The following is a 17,759-nucleotide window of genomic DNA, read 5'->3' as shown; positions in this document are numbered from 1 at the left end:
TCACAGCATCCGCTCCAACGCCGCCTGCGCCACCGCCTCGACGCGCTCGCGTTCGGCAACGTCTTCGATCCCCTCGAACACCGATCCGATGAACGCCCGCAGCAATATCGCCTTGGCCTGCGCCGGCGCGATCCCGCGCGACGCAAGATAGAAGAGCGCATTCGCATCGAGCTCGCCGACCGTCGCACCATGCGCGCACTTCACGTCGTCGGCGAAAATCTCGAGCTCGGGCTTGGCGTTCGCGGTCGCGGTGCGGCTGAGCAGCATCGCCTTGACCGATTGCGAGGCATCGGTCTTCTGCGCATGCCGCGCGACCGCGACCTTGCCGAGATACGACCCCGTCGCGCGTCCGCCGAGCACCGATCGCACCACTTGGTTCGAGGTGGCATTGGGCTCGATATGGTTGAGCACGGTGACGATCTCGAGCGTCTGGTCGCCGCCGCCGAGCATCGCCGCGCCAAGCTCGAAGTGCGCGCCTTCGTGGCACGTCACGTCGATGGTCACGCGGCCGAGCTGCCCGCCGACGTTGAGCACGTGGAAGGTCGCGGTCGCACCTTCGCGCAGGATGACCTGGAAATCGCGGATCGCAACGGCGTCGATCGCTGCATCCTGGACGATCACGCGGGCGATGGACTGGCCGGCGGGGACCTCGATCACTTCGGCCGCAGGCACTGGCCACACCGAGGCGACGGCTTCGAGATCGGAATACCGCCAGGATTCATCGCGGCGGGTGGGAAGAGCCAGCGTCATTGCACCGCTCCCGCCCGACGATCGGCCAACTCGCCGATCAGTTGATGGCGTTGGTCGCGCACGCACGTAGCCATCTCCCCATTGATCCCTTCGATGAGCCGCTGGCGCGTCGCCGCATCCACGCCCTTGGCGCGTGTCGCGGTATAGCGCGGCATCGCCGGAATCGCGCAGACGCGCATCGCCTCGCAAGCAACCCCGTCGATCTCCGGGTCACCGGTCGATCGGGTCACCGCGCAGACATATTTGCCCTTCTTCATCCGGACCGACGCGCGCCAATCCTGCAGCTTGCGGGCGATCACGACGATATCGGGGTCGGCGGCTGGTGGCGGCGACGGGGCGACACTTTGGAGCAGGGCCAAGGCGAAGATCACGCCGCCACCCCGGCGTATCCCTCACGCTCCAGCTCCAGCGCCAGTTCCGGTCCGCCCGAGCGCACGATCCGCCCGCCGGCCAACACATGGACGAAATCGGGCGAAACGTAATCGAGCAGGCGCTGATAGTGGGTGATCAGGATCACCGCCTTGTCGGGCTTGCGCATGATCCGGTTGATTCCGTCGCCCACGACGCGCAGCGCATCGATGTCGAGCCCGCTGTCGGTTTCATCGAGGATCGCGAGGCTGGGGCCGATGATGCCCATCTGCACCATCTCGTTGCGCTTCTTCTCGCCGCCCGAGAAGCCGACATTGACCGGACGCTTGAGCATCTCGGCATCCATCGACAGCGCGGCAGCCTGCTCGCGCGCGAGCTTGAGGAACTCGGCGCCCGACAGCGGCTTCTCGTCGCGCCCGCGGCGTTGGGCGTTGAGCGCCTCGCGCAGGAATTGCACGTTCGACACGCCGGGGATCTCGACCGGATACTGGAAACCGAGGAACAGCCCGGCGGCAGCGCGCTCGTGCGGCGCCATCTCGAGCAAATCCTTCCCGTCGAACTCGACCGAGCCCGCGGTGACCTCATAACCGGGCCGCCCGCCGAGTATATAGCCGAGCGTCGACTTGCCCGCGCCGTTCGGCCCCATGATCGCATGGACCTCGCCCGCATTGACGCTGAGCGAGAGCCCCTTGAGGATTTCCTTGCCGTCGATTTCGGCGTGGAGGTCGGTGATTTTCAACATTATCGGCTTCGTCCCGCTCGTATCTCTAAAATTCGCAAGCGAATGTCGCTTTCGGCAGTGTCTTCGGTAAATTCTATCATCCCCAACGCGCCACGGGCGGCCTCACTCTGGGTCTGACGCTTTCCAAACTCATCTTGAAGAGCAAGGAGAGCGTCTGTGTGTTGGGTCGCACAGCCGGTCTTCGCGGCCAGAAATATATCGGCCGGGGTCGCCTGGGACGGCTCAAGATCTACAGCACGTCTACGCAAACATTCGCCGTATGTTTGCAACGCCTTTACCACCGGTGCCGGAACGGGAGTGCCGCCGCCCTGCAATGCACTAAGTAAAAAGATGCTCGGCCACATCACCCCACCGACCCCTCAAGGCTGATCCCCAGCAACTTCTGCGCCTCGACCGCAAACTCCATCGGCAGCTGCTGGAGCACTTCCTTGGCGAAGCCGTTGACGATCAGCGCCACCGCCGCCTCGGAATCGAGCCCGCGCTGCATCGCGTAGAACATCTGGTCGTCGCTGATCTTCGAGGTGGTCGCCTCATGCTCGATCTGTGCCGACGGGTTGCGCACCTCGATATACGGCACGGTATGCGCCCCGCACTGGTCGCCGAGCAGGAGCGAGTCGCACTGCGTGAAGTTGCGCACGCCCTCCGCGGTCGGCGCGACGCGCACCAGCCCGCGATAGGTATTGTCCGAACGCCCCGCCGAAATCCCCTTCGACACGATCGTCGAGCGCGAGCCTTTGCCGAGATGGATCATCTTGGTGCCTGTATCGGCCTGCTGGCGATTGTTGGTCACCGCCACCGAATAGAATTCGCCGACGCTGTTCTCGCCCGCGAGCACGCACGACGGATACTTCCAGGTGATCGCGCTGCCGGTCTCGACCTGCGTCCACGACACCTTCGAATTCTTGCCCTGGCACAGCGCGCGCTTGGTGACGAAGTTGTAGATCCCGCCCTTGCCGTTCTCGTCGCCGGGATACCAGTTCTGCACCGTCGAATATTTGATCTCGGCATCGTCGAGCGCAACGAGCTCGACCACCGCCGCGTGCAGCTGGTTCTCGTCGCGCATCGGCGCGGTGCAGCCCTCGAGATACGAGACGTACGACCCCTTGTCGGCGACGATCAGCGTGCGTTCGAACTGCCCGGTATTCTCGGCATTAATGCGGAAATAGGTCGAAAGCTCCATCGGGCAGCGCACGCCCTCGGGGATGTAGACGAAGGTCCCGTCGCTGAAGACCGCGCAATTGAGCGTCGCGAAATAATTGTCGTGCTGCGGCACGACCTTGCCGAGCCACTTGCGCACGAGATCGGGATATTCCTTGATCGCCTCGGAGATCGACCGGAAGATCACGCCCGCGGCTTCGAGTTCCTTGCGGAAGGTGGTCGCGACCGAGACGCTGTCGAACACCGCATCGACCGCAACGCGGCGCTTCGGGTTGCCCTCGGCATCGAGCTCCTCGACGCCGGCGAGCATCTTCTGCTCCTCGATCGGAATGCCGAGCTTCTCATAGACGCGCAGGATTTCGGGATCGACCTCGTCGAGCGAGCCGAGCTTGGGCTTTACCTTGGGCTCGGCGTAATAATAGGCGTCCTGATAGTCGATCGGGTCCATCTGGAGCTTGGCCCAGTCGGGCGCCTCCATCGTCTGCCACAGGCGGAACGCCTTGAGGCGCCAGTCGAGCATCCACGCGGGCTCGCCCTTCTTGGCGGAGATGAAGCGGACAGTGTCCTCGCTCAGGCCCTTGGGCGCGAAGTCCTGCTCGATGTCCGAATGGAAGCCCCATTCGTAGGTCTTGCTGACGGCTTCATAAGCTTCGGCGTTCTTGGTAGCCATTACATCATCCCTGCCGTCACGCGGCTCGTTAAAATCAGTCATGCTGGGATCCTCGACAGGCTCGCGAGCGAAACCCCGTCGAGCGCACCGCGCACCGCGCCGTTGACGACGCCCCAATGCGGTTTGACCCGGCAATCGCCCTCGAGCGCGCAATCGTGCCGCGCCTCGTCGACGCAGGTGGTGAGCGCGATCGGTCCCTCGATCGCCTCGATGATATCGGCCAGGCTGATCGCCGCCGCGGGTCGCGACAGACGGAAACCGCCGCCAGTGCCGCGCGCGCTCTCGATCAGCCCTCCCGCCGACAGCCGGCTGACGAGCTTCTGCACCGTCGGCAGCGGCAGTCCGGTCTCCTCGGCGAGCATCGTCGCATTGAGCCGACCCACGCTACCGCAATGCCGCGCAGCGGCGGACATCATCACGACGGCATAGTCGGCAAGGCTGGAAAGACGCATCGGGTCCAATCGGATGGAATTGCTCCGATTGCAAATGGGCGCACGCACGAGTCGGGTCAACCCCTGCGCCTGCCCTCCCCTGGAAAAGACGCGCTAGGTTCCGCTCACCAGGGGGCTGACGACACCGTCGAGCGCGGTGCGCTGCGCGATCGTCAATCGTGGGAGGACACCCGGATCGGCGCGGATCTGCCCGGGGGTCAGGCCGGTGAACTGCTTGATCTCGCGGATCATGTGCGACTGGTCGTAGAAACCGCGGTCGACCGCGTCGCCAATCGTCTCGGCATCCGCCGCCATCGCCACCGCGGCCCGCAAGGCGCGGTACTTGCGCGCAAGCAATTTGGGCGGCGCGCCGTACAGGGCGTTGCACTTGCGCTCGACCTGCCGCCGCGACAGACCGGTGGTGGCAAGCAGCTCCTCCATTTCGGGCGAGGGGCTTGCCGCCAGCCAGGCATCGACCTCACGCACGAACCCGATCGCGCCGAGCGTACATTGGCCATCGGCGCTGCGGATCAAGTCGCGGACCAATTCCTCGCCCACCGCGGCGCGCGCGGCGATGCCCTCGGTCTTGCGCAGCGCGGCGGTCGCGACCTGCAACCGCCCGAGGCCGAACAGTTTGCCCGCATCGACGACGCGGTTGACCATGGTCGAGGCATCCGCGCCGATCATCGCCGCCCAGCCGACCGCGGTCACGCCCATCCCGAAGAGCGCAATCGGTCCCTCGGCATGGACATGGACCGCGCCGCTGGTCGGGCCGATCACATGGATGTCGCTCGAGTCCTGCTCGGTCCCGTCGGCGAAGCGATAACAGGCGCCGCCTGGGGACAATCGAAAGCGAATCTGCGCGTTGTCGGCGCGCTCGACATCATCGAACACGGCGACGGCGGCGGAAAAATCATAAAATAGCGTTACATAGTCGGCCAGATCCGCTGCCGGAACGGCATAGTCTAGCCGAACGTTCTCCACGATTGCGGACCCCTCTGTTCTTGGGAACAGAGCGTATCGCGTTCGTCGAACAAAGAAAAGTGGGCCGGTCAGCAAACTGACCGGCCCAAGGGAGGAAGCTCCAATTTGGGGCTCCCCGGGTCGCACTTTCTCATACCGTGATTCGCCGTCGTCAGTATTGGACAGAGTCGTCGGACTCCCCTGCAAACGGCGTGACACAGAGGTCTGCCCGAGCGCGGGAGCGCTTTGACGCAGCCGCCCTGCGCTGTCATCACGCCGCCATGCTGTTCCCCCTGCTCCGCCCTGCTCTCTTCGCGCTCGATGCCGAACGCGCGCACGAGATGACGCTCAAGCTTCTTGCGACGGTGAGCCGCACCGGCGTCGCGCGGAGCGAAGGCCCGGCCTGCCTGCGCACCAACGTCGCGGGGCTCGATTTCGCCAACCCGCTCGGGCTCGCCGCCGGCGTCGACAAGAATGGCAGCGCGATCGACGGGTTCTTCGCGCTGGGCTTCGGCAGCGTCGAGATCGGGACGCTGACCCCGCTGCCGCAAGCGGGCAACCCCAAGCCGCGCTTGTTCCGGCTGGTCGAGGACCAAGCGGTGATCAACCGCATGGGCTTCAACAATGGCGGGATCGCCGCGGCACTGCCACGTGCGGTCGCGGCGAAGCGGCGCGGCGTGCTCGGCATCAACGTCGGCGCGAACAAGGACGCGCCAGACCGCGTCGCCGATTATGCGCACGGCGTCGCGGCCGCCGCGCGCGTTGCCGATTATGTCACGGTCAATATCAGCTCGCCCAACACGCCGGGCCTGCGCGACTTGCAGCACGGCAACGAATTGCTCGACGTGCTCGCCGCCGCCGACGAGGCGCGCCGCGCACCGGTCGAGCGGCCGCGGCTGTTCCTCAAGGTCGCACCCGATCTCGACCCGTCGGCAATCGACTTCATCGCGCGCGCCGCGGCGGCGCACCATGTCGATGCGCTGATCGTCAGCAACACGACGATCTCGCGCCCCGCGCTGCGATCGGCGCATGCCGGCGAAACCGGCGGCCTGTCGGGCGCGCCGCTGGCAAGCCTCGCCCGCCAGCGGCTCGCCGATTTCCGCAGCGCGACCGGCGGGACGATGCCGCTCGTCTCGGCCGGCGGGATCGACAGCGCCGACGAAGCCTATGCGCGGATCTGCGCGGGTGCGAGCCTCGTCCAGCTGTACTCGGCATTGGTTTTCCACGGTCCAGGGCTCGCGCAGCGGATTCTCCGCGGGCTCGCAAAAAACCTTGCGCGCGACGGGTTTGCCAGCATCGCCGAGGCGGTCGGCACGCGAGCCGCCTGAGCCTGCGCGCCGGCCAGGGACGCCGAGAGGATATGAGAAGCGCAAGCTTGGCTCGATCCCGTTCTTGCCTGCACGGTACAGCGCGCTAGGGTCGCGTCATGACCAGACCGCTTGTTGCTTACCTGCTCCTGCTGATCGCGCCCGCCGCTGCGGAAGCCCGGCGCCCGGCTCCGCCGCCACGGCCAGCGCATAGCCCTGCGCTCGGAATGGTCAGCGCCGCTGACCCGCGCGCGGCCGCCGCCGGGGCCGAGATCCTGCGCCAGGGTGGCAGCGCGACCGACGCCGCGATCGCGACGATGCTCGCGCTCAATGTCGTCGAGCCGCAGAATAGCGGGATCGGCGGGGGCAGCTTCATGCTCCACCACGACGCCGCGACCAACGCCGTCGCCGGGTTCGACGGGCGCGAGAGCGCGCCAGCGGCAGCCGACCCGAAATGGTTCTACGGCGCAGACGGCAAGCCGCTCCCGTTCATGGCGGCCCTGCCGGGCGGGCGCAGCGTCGGCGTGCCCGGCAACCTGCGGATGATGGCGCTGGCGCACCAGCGCTACGGCAAGCTGCCCTGGGCGACGCTGTTCGGCCCGGCGATCAAGCTCGCGCAGGAGGGCTTCGCGGTCACCCCGCGGCTGCATAACGGGCTCGCCAATTTCGGGGGGCACATCGATCCCTGGGCGCGGTCGCACTTCCTTGCGGCGGACGGCACGCCGCTGCCCGTCGGCACGCTGCTCAAGAGCCCCGAACAGGCCGCTTTGTTCACCGCGATCGCCAAGCACGGCGCCGACTATTTCTATACAGGCGCGGTCGCGCAGAAGATCGTCACCGCGGTCAACACCGCCGCGCGCAACCCGTCGAAGATGACGCTCGCCGATCTTGCGGGCTACCGCGCCAAGGAACGCCCGCCGGTCTGCACGATGTACCGCGTCTACAAGGTATGCGGCATGGGCCCGCCCTCGTCGGGCGGGATCGCGGTGCTGATGATCCTCAAGCAGCTCGAACGCTTCGACCTGCCCAAGCTCGGCAAGAATTCGCCCGTCGCCTGGCATCTCTTCGCCGAGTCCGAGCGGTTGGCCTATGCCGACCGCGATCTCTATCTCGGTGATCCCGACCATGTCACCGTGCCGACCAAGGGCCTGCTCGATCCGGCCTATCTCGCCAGGCGCTCGGCGCTGATCTCGCCCGAGCACAGCATGACGAGCATCGCCGCCGGCACCCCGCCCGGCGCACCGCAGCGCACACTCGCCCCCAACGCCGATGTTCCCGGCACGAGCGACCTCGTCGCGGTCGACAAGCAGGGTAACGTCGCCGAGGTCACCACGACGATCGAAAGCTATTTTGGGTCGGGCGTGTCGGTCGACGGCGTGATGCTCAACAACGAGCTCACCGATTTCGATTTCGCGCCCGTCAAGGACGGCTATCTCGTCGCCAACCGTGTCGAAGGCGGCAAGCGCCCGCGCAGCTCGATGGCGCCGACGATCGTCTATGGCCCCGACGGCAAGGTCCGTATCGCGATCGGCGCGGCGGGCGGATCGACGATCATCGCGCAGGTCGCCAAGGCGCTGGTCGGCGTGCTCGACTGGAAGCTCAGCGCGCAGGATGCGATCGCGATGGGCTTGCTCTACGCACCCAAGCTCGACGCCGTTGCCGAAAAGGGCACGCAGCTCGATGCGATGGTGCCGGCCCTGCAAGCGCTCGGCGAGCATATCCAAATCGCGCCATTGGGGCTAAAAGCCAATGCGATCGAGCGCGTCAACGGCGTCTGGGTCGGCGCCGCCGATCCGCGCAGCGAGGGCGTCGCAGTCCGCGAGGACGGCCAGACCACACAGATCGTCCGCGCCGGCGCAACGCCGCGTCCGGCCGAATAACCGTTATTCCGCAGCCGAACACGGCGCGTCCTCCCCGGGAGAGAGAGTATGTCAGACATCCGCCGCCTCGAACATTTCCCCAATCTCGTCGCGATGTTCCTCACGCGCGCTGCCGAAAAGGGCGACGCGCCGTTCCTGTGGCATAAAGCGGGCGGCCGCTGGGTGTCGCGCAGCTGGAGCGAGACCGCGCACCAGGTCGCGAGCATGGCGGCGGCGCTCAAAGCGATCGGGCTGGTGCCCGGCGACCGCGTGATGCTGATCAGCGAGAATCGTCCCGAATTCTGCATCGCCGATCTCGCGATCATGGCGGCGGGCTGCATCACCGTGCCGACCTACACCACCAACACCGAGCGCGATCACATCCACATCCTCGAGAATTCGGGCGCCAAGGCGGTGATCGTCTCGACCGCGAAGCTCGCCAAGACGCTGCTCCCCGCCGCCATCCGCGCAAGCACCGCGCAGATCGTGATCGGGATCGAGGATCTGCGCGCGTACCAGTCGGGCGCGCTCGAATTCCACCAGTGGGACGCGCTGCTCGCCACCTATGCGGCCGCGCCGTCGACCATCGCCGCGACCGCGACGCGCGCCGATACCGCCTGCCTGATCTACACCAGCGGCACCGGCGGATCCCCGCGCGGCGTGATGCAGCATCACGGCGCAATCCTCCACAACGTCCAGGGCTGCTGCACGATCATCTCGGAGGATTTCGGCTGGGACGACGAGATCTTCCTGTCGTTCCTCCCGCTCAGCCACGCCTATGAACATACCGGCGGGCAATATTTCCCGATCGGGCTCGGCGCGCAGATCTATTACAGCGAAGGCCTCGACAAGCTCGCCGCCAATATCGAGGAAGTTCGCCCGACGATGATGATCGTCGTCCCGCGGCTGTTCGAACTGCTCCGCACGCGCATCACCAAGGCGGTCGAAAAGCAAGGCAAGCTCTCGAGCTATTTGCTCGGCCGTGCACAGGCGCTCGGCAGCAAGAAGGCGGCGGGCAAAGCGGGCTTGCTCGACAAGCCGATCGACTTCCTGCTCGGCGCGACGTTGCGCCCCAAGATCCAGCAGCGCTTCGGCGGTCGCATCAAGGCGATGGTATCGGGCGGCGCGCCGCTCACGCCCGAGGTCGGCACCTTTTTCGAAGCGGTCGGGATCACCGTCCTGCAAGGCTATGGCCAGACCGAGACCGCGCCGGTGATCTCGTGCAACCGCCCCAAGGCCGGGCTGAAGATGGACACCGTCGGCCCGCCGATGCCCGATACCGAAGTGCGTATCGCCGACGATGGCGAAATCCTCGTGCGCGGCGAGCTCGTGATGCACGGCTATTGGCGCAACCCCGCCGAGACCGCGCGCGTGCTGCAGAACGGCTGGCTCCACACTGGCGACATCGGCGTGATCGACGCGCAGGGCCGCATCCAGATCACCGATCGCAAGAAGGACATCATCGTCAACGACAAGGGCGAGAATGTCGCACCGCAAAAGGTCGAGGGGATGCTGACGCTTCAGCCCGAGATCGCGCAGGCGATGCTGTTCGGCGACCGGCGGCCCTACATGGTCGCCGTCATCGTTCCCGATGCCGAGTGGACGCAGCAATGGTGCGCGCGCGAGGGCAGCGCCTGCAACTTCGCGCGGCTGGCCGAGAATAGCGCGTATCGCACCGCGCTCGGCCAGGCGGTCGAGCGGGTCAACGCCGATCTGGCGGTGACCGAGCGAATCCGCCGCTTCGTCCTCGCCGACGAGCCCTTCGCGATCGAGAACGAGCAGATGACGCCGAGCCTCAAGATCCGGCGGCATGTGTTGAAGGCGGTCTACGGCCCGCGGCTAGAGGCGCTCTACAAGGCCTGAGCGGACGCTCAGTCGGCCTTATCGACCGCGACATAGTCGACCGGCACGAATGCGCCCGCGGACGGCGTCCGCCACAGCCGTGCGTCGCTCGCCGTCACGATCAGCCACAGCGCACCGTCGCCCATTGCCCCCTCGGCATCGCGCGCCGAGGGGGTCGGGGTCCCCGACGGATGCGAATGATAATGCCCGACGACCGCGGGAGCGCCCTGCCGCGCCGCACGGTGCGCCGCGAACAGTGCAGCGGGATCGATCTCGAAATGCCGCCTTGGATCGGGCGCGACGTTTGGACAGGGTTGCGCGCTGTCGATCGTCTCGGCGGTTCCGAACAATAGCCCGCAAATCTCGCGCGTCGGCGATAATCGCGCATCGTTTAGCAGTCTCGCCACGAGAGTGCTTGAAATTTCCATCGCCATTCCCAGATTCTAGAGCATGAACCGGGGGGTCGTCACCATCGAAGCGCGCGTGTCCGAAAAGGCATTAGGCCTCCGGCTCGACCGCGCGCTTGCCGACGCGCTGCCAGAGGTTTCGCGCGAGCGACTCAAGGCGCTGATCGCCGGCGGCGCGGTCACCGATCCGCGCGGCGCGGTGGTGAGCGATCCGTCGAGCAAGGCGATCGCCGGCGGCCTGTATGTTGTGTCCGTTCCCGAGGCGACGCCATCGACCAACCAAGCGCAGGACATCGCGCTCAACGTCGTCTTCGAGGACGAGCATCTGATCGTGATCGACAAGCAGGCCGGGCTCGTCGTCCATCCGGCAGCGGGCAACGCCGACGGGACGCTCGTCAACGCGCTGCTCCACCACTGCGCGGGCAATCTGTCAGGGATCGGCGGAGTCGCGCGCCCCGGAATCGTCCACCGAATCGACAAGGACACGTCGGGGCTGATGGTCGCTGCCAAGACCGATCGCGCACACGAAGGCCTCGCTCGCCAGTTCCACGACCATTCGATCGACCGCCGCTACAAGGCGATGGTGTCGGGCCGCCCTACCCCCACCGCGGGCTCGGTCGACGCCCCGCTCGCGCGCTCGCCATCGAACCGCAAGAAAATAGCGATCGTCCCCGGCGGAAAACGCGCCGTCACCCACTATACTACTCTTGAGCGGTTGAACGGGGGTGCGTTGGTGGAATGTCGACTGGAAACGGGGCGCACGCATCAAGTCCGTGTGCACATGGCCTCGCTCGGCCATCCCTTGATCGGCGACCCAGTTTACGGCAGAACAAAGCAAGCCCATAAGGCACTTCTGGAAACCCTGGGTTTCCGACGTCAGGCGTTGCACGCCGCCCGTCTGGGGTTCATTCATCCGGTGAATAGTAACGCTTTGGCGTTTGACAGCGAAATGCCTGGCGACATGCAGGAACTGTTCACTGCACTCTTGGTATAGCATTCGGCCTGGCGTCCGCGTTTCACGGCACCCGACCTATTAAAGGGAGACACGATCATGGCAGCCCGCAGCAACGTTCCCGCGACGATCCCCGCCCTCGGTGGCGAAGCGAGCCTCAATCGCTATCTTTCCGAGATCAAGAAATTCCCGATCCTCGCGCCCGAGCAGGAATACATGCTCGCCAAACGCTTCGAGGAGCATGGCGACACCGACGCCGCGGCGCAGCTCGTGACGTCGCATCTCCGCCTCGTGGCGAAGATCGCGATGGGCTATCGCGGCTATGGCCTGCCGGTCAGCGAGCTGATCTCCGAGGGCAATATCGGCCTGATGCAGGGGGTGAAGAAGTTCGAGGCCGATCGCGGCTTCCGCCTCGCGACCTATGCGATGTGGTGGATCCGCGCCTCGATCCAGGAATTCATCCTACGCTCGTGGAGCCTCGTGAAGATGGGCACTACCGCTGCGCAGAAGAAGCTGTTCTTCAACCTGCGCCGGATGAAGTCCAAGCTCGACGCGTTCGAGGACGGCGATCTCAGCCCCGAGCATCTCGCCAAGATCGCCAAGGACCTCGGCGTGACCGAGGCCGAGGTGACGAGCATGAACCGCCGCATGGCGATGGGCGGCGACACGTCGCTCAACGTGCCGATGCGCGAGGATGGCGACGGCCAGTGGCAGGATTGGCTGCAGGACGATGCGCCGCTGCAGGATACTGTCGTCGCCGAAGCGCAGGAGGCTGACGTCCGCCACTCGATGCTGACCGCCGCGATGGAGGATCTCAACGAGCGTGAGCAGTTCATCCTCACCGAGCGCCGCCTGACCGACGAGCCCAAGACGCTCGAGGAGCTGTCGCAGGTCTACGGCGTCTCGCGCGAACGCGTCCGCCAGATCGAAGTACGCGCGTTCGAGAAGCTGCAGAAGGCGATGATGCGGATCGCCGGCGACCAGCGGATGCTCGTCGCGGCGTAAGCGCATGGCCGGCGCCGATGTCATCATCGTCGGTGCCGGTGCCGCTGGCATCGCCGCCGGGCGCACGCTGCACGATGCCGGCCTCGACGTGCTGCTGCTCGAGGCGGGGGACCGCATTGGTGGTCGGGCGCATAGCGTAGCGCTTCCCCTCCCACCCGATACCGCACCCCGGCGAAGGCCGGGGCCCAGTAGCGAAGGCGGACATAGTCAGCGTCTGCCTCAGCCGAATACCGACAGCACGACTGGACCTCGGCCTTCGCTGGGGAACATCACCGTCGATTATGGCTGTGGCTGGCTCCACTCCGCCCGGCGCAACCCGTGGACGAGGCTTGCCGAGCAATACGGGCTAAGCGTCGATCGCAGCCCTTCCAACTGGGGCAATCAATGGCGCGACCTTGGTTTCCAGCGCGCCGAGCAAGCTGCCTATCGCACCGCCTGGGATCGCTGGGAAACCACTGCGCACGCCGCGCTGAGCGGCCCCGATCGCCCGCTCAGCGATTTCATCGCCTCCGACGATACGTGGCGCCCGATGATCGATGCGATCTCAGGCTATGCCAATGGCGCGCCGCTGGCCGAAGTCTCGCTCCACGACTGGGCGGCGTATGAGGATGCGGCGACCGACGACAATTGGGCGGTCGAGCAAGGCTATGGCACGCTCGTCGCGCGTCACGCGCAGGACCTGCCACGACAACTCCAGACCGTGGTCACGCGTATCGACCATCGCGGCACGACGATCCTCGTCGAAACCGACCGCGGCACGCTCGAGACACGCCATGTCATCGTCGCGGTGCCCACCACCGTACTCGCGCGCGAAGCAATCCGCTTCGATCCCCCGCTCCCCGCCAAGCACGCCGCCGCCGCCGACCTGCCGCTCGGGCTCGCCGACAAGATCTTCCTCCACGTCGCCGACGCCGATCTGCCGCGCAACGGCCATCTGATCGGCGATCCGCACAGCGCCTGCACCGCAAGCTACCGCCTCGCGCCGCTCGGTACGCCGCTGATCGAAGGCTTTCTCGGCGGCGACTGCGCGGAGATGCTCGAGGACAAGGACGACCGCGCCGCTGAAGACTTCGCGATCGGCGAACTTGTCGCGCTGCTCGGTAGCGACTGGCGCGCCAAACTGACCCCGCTCGGCCGCACCCGCTGGCGGCACGCGCCGCATATTCACGGGAGTTATTCGCATGCGCGGGTCGGTGCCGCAGACCAACGTGCGGTGCTCGCCGCCCCGGTCGACGATCGCCTGTTCTTTGCTGGCGAAGCCTGCTCGCGTCACGATTTCTCGACCGCGCACGGCGCCTATGCGACCGGCCTCGCCGCTGCTGCAGCCGTGCTTGCCGCACGTGGTGGACAGCGCTGACCGCCGCGCCCTAAGACGCGAGGATGAGCGACACCAGGCCATCCCGCGCGCCCCTCTCCAACTGGACCAGAACGCCGCGCCGCCGCGGCTGGATCGGTTGGGCGATCGGCTGGATCGTCAAACTGGTGATCGCCTTCCTGTTGATCTCGGTGCTGATGGTGGTGGTGTACCGCTTCGTCCCGCCGCCGATCACGCTGACGATGATCGGCGATGCGCTCGGCGGGCACGGTATCGACAAGAGCTGGCGCCCGCTGTCGGACATCGACCGCAACATGCCGCGTGCCGCGATCGCGGGTGAGGATTCGCGGTTCTGCGCGCATCACGGCTTCGATTTCACCGCGATCGAGACCGCGATGGCGCGTAACGCCCGCGGCGGGCGGATCCGCGGCGGCTCGACGATCAGCCAGCAGACCGCCAAGAACGTCTTTCTGATCCAGGGCGGCGGGTATCCGCGCAAAGCGCTCGAAGCCTATTTCACGCTGCTGATCGAGACGATCTGGGGGAAGCGCCGGATCATGGAAGTCTACCTCAACGTCGCCGAGACGGGGATCGGCACTTACGGCGTCGACGCGGCGGCGCATCGCTATTTCGGCCATGACGCGTCGCGACTGTCGGCCGACGAAGCCGGGCGGATTGCAGCGGTCCTACCCTTGCCAAAGAAACGCGCGGCGGTTGCGCCACGCGGCTTTACGCGACGGCATGGAAACACGATCGCCCGGCGCGTGAACGTGGTGCGGAGCGACGGATTGGACGCATGCCTTCGCTAAGGCCTGTCACCCAAACCCGTCCGTGCGGACATAGTCCAAGGTGGACTCGCCGACACTTCTGCCCTGCTCTTCAGGTGCAAGCCCATTTCCCGGCCCAAGAGACGGGAACGGTTTAGGTGTCTGCGCTTATCCAGTCGCAGCGCGTCGATCGCGCGTGAACCCAGGCTGCTCGACGGATGTCGCTCTAGCCGCGGTTTATGAGATACACCGCAGCAACGACGATCGCGATGAGCATGATCATCCCGGTCACGATCACCGCAGCGCCACCGCCCTTGCGCTCGATCGTGTCGACGCTCGGCACATCGGAAAATTCGTCGCTCATGCTCGTCGCCCTGTTCTGTCAAACCTGAACCACGGCGACACGGGTTCGTTCCCGCGCGCGAGAGCGGCGGCATTCCGCCATGCCCGCGCGCGCCGGATCGCGTTCAGACCGCGCCGTGGCAGTGCTTGTACTTGCGCCCCGAGCCGCACGGGCACGGCGCGTTGCGGCTGACCGTGCTTTCCCACTGCGCCGGGTCCTGCCCGATCTCGCTGCCATCGGGCTGCGGGATCGACAGCGGCGCGAGCCGCGTCGTGATGTGCCCCGACGACGCGCCATCCTGATCGTAGCTGTCGTCCTCGCCGGTGAACGGGTCGAAATGCTGCGTGATGAAGTCGGGCAGCGTCGGCAGTTCGGGCGCCTGTTCGAGCTGGAACTGCGCGAACGCGATCGTCCGCGTCACGTCCTCGCGGATGTTGGCGAGCATCCGCTCGAACAGCGAGAACGCCTCCTGCTTATACTCGTTGATCGGCGTCTTCTGCGCGTACGCGCGCAGGTGGACGACCTGGCGCAGCGCATCGAGCGTAGCCAGATGCTCCTTCCAGTGATGGTCGAGATTCTGCAGCAGGATCGACTTCTCGACGCGCACCCAGGTGTCGGGGTCGAGCGATGCGGCCTTCTCCGCGATCATCTCGTCGGCCATCGTCTGGACGCGGCTCTCGATGATCTCGGGGTCGATCGCCTCTTCCTCGAGCCATGCCTCGATCTGCGGGTCGAGGTTGAGCGTCTCGGCGAGCTGCGCCTTCATCCCCTCGATGTTCCACTGCTCGGGGTAGGTGCCCGGAGGGCAGGCGCCGCCGACGATCGTGTTGACCGTCTCGGCGCGCATGTCCTCGACCACGTCGCCGACGGTGTCGGCATCCATGATGTCGGCGCGCTGTTCGTAGATCACCTTGCGCTGGTCGTTCATCACGTCGTCATATTCGACGACCTGCTTGCGGATGTCGTAGTTGCGCGCCTCGACCTTCTTCTGCGCGGTCTCGATCGCCTTCGACAGCCACTTGCTGCCGATGGCCTCGCCGTCGCCGATATTGTTGCGCATCATCTTGGCGAACAGCGTGTCCGGCCCGAAGATGCGCAGCAGGTCGTCGTCGAGGCTGAGATAGAAGCGCGACAGGCCGGGATCGCCCTGGCGGCCCGAACGGCCACGCAGCTGGTTGTCGATGCGGCGGCTCTCGTGACGCTCGGTGCCGAGCACGAACAGCCCGCCGGCGGCGAGCACCGCGGCCTTCTCGGCAGCGATCTGTTCCTTGATCTTCGCGATTGCGGCTTCGCGCTCCGGCCCCTCGGGCATCTCGGACAGCTCGTCATTGACGAGGAATTCAAGATTGCCGCCAAGCTGAATGTCGGTGCCGCGGCCAGCCATATTGGTGGCGATCGTCACCGCGCCGGCGCGGCCGGCCTGCGCGACGATGTGCGCCTCGCGCTCATGCTGGCGCGCGTTCAGGACTGCGTGCTCGACGCCTTCCTTGACGAGGAAGTCGCTGAGCAATTCGGACTTCTCGATCGACACCGTGCCGACCAGCACCGGCTGGCCGAGATCGGCGTGATGCTTGATCTTCTTGGCGATCGCCGCGAACTTGTCGGCGGTGTCCTTGTAGAATTCGTCTTCCTCGTCGACGCGCTTGACGCCGACATTGGTCGGGATCGTCACCACGTTCATCTTGTAGATGTCGTAGAACTCGGCCGCCTCGGTCGCTGCAGTGCCGGTCATTCCCGCAAGCTTGGGGTACATGCGGAAATAGTTCTGGAAGGTGATCGAGGCCATCGTCTGGTTCTCGGGCTCGATGTCGACGCCCTCCTTGGCCTCGACCGCCTGGTGCAGCCCGTCCGACCAACGCCTGCCGTCCATCATCCGGCCGGTGAACTCGTCGATGATGATGACCTTGCCGTCCTTGACGATGTAATCGGTGTCGGCCTTGAACATCATGTTGGCGCGCAGCGCCTGATTGAGGTGGTGGACCACCTGCGTGTTCTCGAAATCGTAGAGGTTCGCGCCCTCGAGCAGCCCCGCGTTCTCGAGCATCCGCTCGACCTTCTCGGTACCGTCCTCGGTGAGGATGATCGACTTCTGCTTCTCGTCCTTCTCGTAATCCTCAGCGGCGAGCTCCTTCACCACCAGATCGACCGAGCGATAGAGGTCGGACTTGTCGTCGGTCGGGCCCGAGATGATCAGCGGCGTGCGCGCCTCGTCGATCAGCACCGAATCGACCTCGTCGACGATCGCCATCGCGAACGGCCGCTGGACCATCGATTCGCGATCGTACTTCATGTTGTCGCGCAGGTAATCGAAGCCGAACTCGTTGTTCGTGCCGTAGGTGATGTCGGCGGCGTAGGCGGCGTGGCGCTGCTCGTCCGACAGGTTCGGCACGATCACGCCGACCGTCAGCCCGAGGAAATTGTAGACCTGCGCCATCCAGCCGGCATCGCGTGCTGCCAGATAGTCGTTGACGGTGATGACGTGGACGCCCTTGCCCGGCAGCGCGTTTAGATAGGTGGCGAGCGTGGCGACGAGCGTCTTGCCCTCGCCGGTGCGCATCTCGGCGATCTCGCCGCGATGGAGCACGATGCCGCCGATCATCTGTACGTCGTAATGCCGCTGGCCGAGCGCGCGCTTGGCGGCTTCGCGCACCGTGGCGAAGGCCTCGGGGAGCAAGTCGTCGAGCTTCTCGTCGGCGGCGAGCCGCTCGCGGAAGCGCACGGTCTGCGCCGACAGGTCTTCATCCGACATCGCCGAGATGACGGGCTCGAAGTCGTTGATCTTGGTGACGATCGCACCGAGCGATTTGACGTAGCGGTCGTTGGACGAACCGAAGAGCGTTTTGGCAAGGCCACCAAACATGGGGAATTCCTGTACGATA

16 protein-coding genes are annotated in these 17,759 nt (G+C 65.9%); 7 read left to right on the top strand and 9 right to left on the bottom strand.

Translation table 11 applies throughout. The features are described 5' to 3' along the window. The 6 genes from QN347_RS02265 to QN347_RS02240 all read right to left on the bottom strand — a co-directional run bounded on the left by QN347_RS02265 (position 1) and on the right by QN347_RS02240 (position 5,104). On the bottom strand, positions 1-750 hold the full coding sequence (locus QN347_RS02265; protein WP_322160118.1) for a SufD family Fe-S cluster assembly protein: 750 nt from the start codon (positions 748-750) through the stop codon (positions 1-3). Then, on the bottom strand, positions 747-1,049 hold the full coding sequence (locus QN347_RS02260) for a hypothetical protein (protein WP_322160119.1): 303 nt from the start codon (positions 1,047-1,049) through the stop codon (positions 747-749). The genes QN347_RS02265 and QN347_RS02260 overlap by 4 nt, the downstream gene beginning before the upstream one ends. Before the next feature lie 68 nt (positions 1,050-1,117). Further along, positions 1,118-1,861: a Fe-S cluster assembly ATPase SufC gene (sufC, locus tag QN347_RS02255; RefSeq protein ID WP_322160121.1), complete on the bottom strand. Its 744-nt coding sequence runs from the start codon at positions 1,859-1,861 to the stop codon at positions 1,118-1,120. 343 nt (positions 1,862-2,204) lie between these two features. Continuing rightward, on the bottom strand, positions 2,205-3,689 hold the full coding sequence (sufB, locus tag QN347_RS02250; RefSeq protein WP_322160122.1) for a Fe-S cluster assembly protein SufB: 1,485 nt from the start codon (positions 3,687-3,689) through the stop codon (positions 2,205-2,207). Positions 3,690-3,727: 38 nt separating this feature from the next. Further along, positions 3,728-4,141: an SUF system Fe-S cluster assembly regulator gene (locus QN347_RS02245; protein ID WP_133186801.1), complete on the bottom strand. Its 414-nt coding sequence runs from the start codon at positions 4,139-4,141 to the stop codon at positions 3,728-3,730. A 93-nt stretch (positions 4,142-4,234) separates the two neighbouring features. Next, positions 4,235-5,104 (bottom strand): AraC family transcriptional regulator, encoded by an 870-nt coding sequence (locus tag QN347_RS02240; RefSeq protein WP_322160124.1) that lies wholly within the window; start codon positions 5,102-5,104, stop codon positions 4,235-4,237. Positions 5,105-5,364: 260 nt separating this feature from the next. Between QN347_RS02240 and QN347_RS02235 the strand changes: the two genes are divergently transcribed. The 3 genes from QN347_RS02235 to QN347_RS02225 all read left to right on the top strand — a co-directional run bounded on the left by QN347_RS02235 (position 5,365) and on the right by QN347_RS02225 (position 10,112). Then, positions 5,365-6,411, top strand: coding sequence for a quinone-dependent dihydroorotate dehydrogenase (locus QN347_RS02235; RefSeq protein WP_322160126.1), 1,047 nt, complete (start codon positions 5,365-5,367; stop codon positions 6,409-6,411). A gap of 98 nt (positions 6,412-6,509) precedes the next feature. Beyond that, positions 6,510-8,270, top strand: coding sequence for a gamma-glutamyltransferase (ggt, locus tag QN347_RS02230; protein WP_322160127.1), 1,761 nt, complete (start codon positions 6,510-6,512; stop codon positions 8,268-8,270). Between the two features lie 57 nt (positions 8,271-8,327). Next, positions 8,328-10,112 (top strand): AMP-dependent synthetase/ligase, encoded by a 1,785-nt coding sequence (locus tag QN347_RS02225; RefSeq protein ID WP_322164104.1) that lies wholly within the window; start codon positions 8,328-8,330, stop codon positions 10,110-10,112. Between the two features lie 8 nt (positions 10,113-10,120). Here the strand turns inward: QN347_RS02225 and QN347_RS02220 are convergent, their stop codons facing one another. After that, on the bottom strand, positions 10,121-10,525 hold the full coding sequence (locus QN347_RS02220; protein ID WP_322160128.1) for a M67 family metallopeptidase: 405 nt from the start codon (positions 10,523-10,525) through the stop codon (positions 10,121-10,123). A 16-nt stretch (positions 10,526-10,541) separates the two neighbouring features. On the opposite strand from QN347_RS02220, the gene QN347_RS02215 reads away from it, so the two are divergent. From QN347_RS02215 to mtgA, 4 genes are read left to right on the top strand one after another with little or no spacing between them, the layout of a single operon-like run. Continuing rightward, on the top strand, positions 10,542-11,492 hold the full coding sequence (locus tag QN347_RS02215; protein ID WP_322160129.1) for an RluA family pseudouridine synthase: 951 nt from the start codon (positions 10,542-10,544) through the stop codon (positions 11,490-11,492). 57 nt (positions 11,493-11,549) lie between these two features. Continuing rightward, the gene (gene rpoH / locus QN347_RS02210; protein WP_010186101.1) at positions 11,550-12,455 is read left to right on the top strand and encodes an RNA polymerase sigma factor RpoH; all 906 of its coding nucleotides are present in this window, start codon (positions 11,550-11,552) and stop codon (positions 12,453-12,455) included. A gap of 4 nt (positions 12,456-12,459) precedes the next feature. Beyond that, complete coding sequence (locus QN347_RS02205; protein ID WP_322160131.1) at positions 12,460-13,812, top strand: NAD(P)/FAD-dependent oxidoreductase; 1,353 nt, start codon at positions 12,460-12,462, stop codon at positions 13,810-13,812. Between the two features lie 23 nt (positions 13,813-13,835). Beyond that, the gene (mtgA, locus tag QN347_RS02200; protein WP_322160132.1) at positions 13,836-14,579 is read left to right on the top strand and encodes a monofunctional biosynthetic peptidoglycan transglycosylase; all 744 of its coding nucleotides are present in this window, start codon (positions 13,836-13,838) and stop codon (positions 14,577-14,579) included. 184 nt (positions 14,580-14,763) lie between these two features. Here mtgA and QN347_RS02195 read toward each other — a convergent pair whose 3' ends face one another. Further along, positions 14,764-14,901 (bottom strand): hypothetical protein, encoded by a 138-nt coding sequence (locus QN347_RS02195; protein WP_322160133.1) that lies wholly within the window; start codon positions 14,899-14,901, stop codon positions 14,764-14,766. Positions 14,902-15,004: 103 nt separating this feature from the next. After that, positions 15,005-17,740 (bottom strand): preprotein translocase subunit SecA, encoded by a 2,736-nt coding sequence (gene secA, locus QN347_RS02190; RefSeq protein ID WP_322160134.1) that lies wholly within the window; start codon positions 17,738-17,740, stop codon positions 15,005-15,007. Positions 17,741-17,759 lie beyond the last annotated feature (19 nt).

Origin of the sequence: Sphingomonas sp. 10B4 (assembly GCF_035019905.1) — a bacterium.
GTDB lineage: Bacteria > Pseudomonadota > Alphaproteobacteria > Sphingomonadales > Sphingomonadaceae > Sphingomonas > Sphingomonas glacialis.
Note: the sequence above shows the minus strand (reverse complement) of the source record. Positions and strands in the feature narration are given on the sequence as shown.

Coding starts and splice junctions, on each gene's coding strand:
- QN347_RS02235 (WP_322160126.1), top strand. CDS start 5,365: ATGCTGTTCCCCCTGCTCCGCCCTGCTCTCTTCGCGCTCGATGCCGAA.
- QN347_RS02220 (WP_322160128.1), bottom strand. CDS start 10,525: ATGGCGATGGAAATTTCAAGCACTCTCGTGGCGAGACTGCTAAACGAT.
- QN347_RS02265 (WP_322160118.1), bottom strand. CDS start 750: ATGACGCTGGCTCTTCCCACCCGCCGCGATGAATCCTGGCGGTATTCC.
- secA (WP_322160134.1), bottom strand. CDS start 17,740: ATGTTTGGTGGCCTTGCCAAAACGCTCTTCGGTTCGTCCAACGACCGC.
- sufC (WP_322160121.1), bottom strand. CDS start 1,861: ATGTTGAAAATCACCGACCTCCACGCCGAAATCGACGGCAAGGAAATC.
- ggt (WP_322160127.1), top strand. CDS start 6,510: ATGACCAGACCGCTTGTTGCTTACCTGCTCCTGCTGATCGCGCCCGCC.
- QN347_RS02195 (WP_322160133.1), bottom strand. CDS start 14,901: ATGAGCGACGAATTTTCCGATGTGCCGAGCGTCGACACGATCGAGCGC.
- rpoH (WP_010186101.1), top strand. CDS start 11,550: ATGGCAGCCCGCAGCAACGTTCCCGCGACGATCCCCGCCCTCGGTGGC.
- QN347_RS02245 (WP_133186801.1), bottom strand. CDS start 4,141: ATGCGTCTTTCCAGCCTTGCCGACTATGCCGTCGTGATGATGTCCGCC.
- mtgA (WP_322160132.1), top strand. CDS start 13,836: ATGAGCGACACCAGGCCATCCCGCGCGCCCCTCTCCAACTGGACCAGA.
- sufB (WP_322160122.1), bottom strand. CDS start 3,689: ATGGCTACCAAGAACGCCGAAGCTTATGAAGCCGTCAGCAAGACCTAC.
- QN347_RS02205 (WP_322160131.1), top strand. CDS start 12,460: ATGGCCGGCGCCGATGTCATCATCGTCGGTGCCGGTGCCGCTGGCATC.
- QN347_RS02215 (WP_322160129.1), top strand. CDS start 10,542: ATGAACCGGGGGGTCGTCACCATCGAAGCGCGCGTGTCCGAAAAGGCA.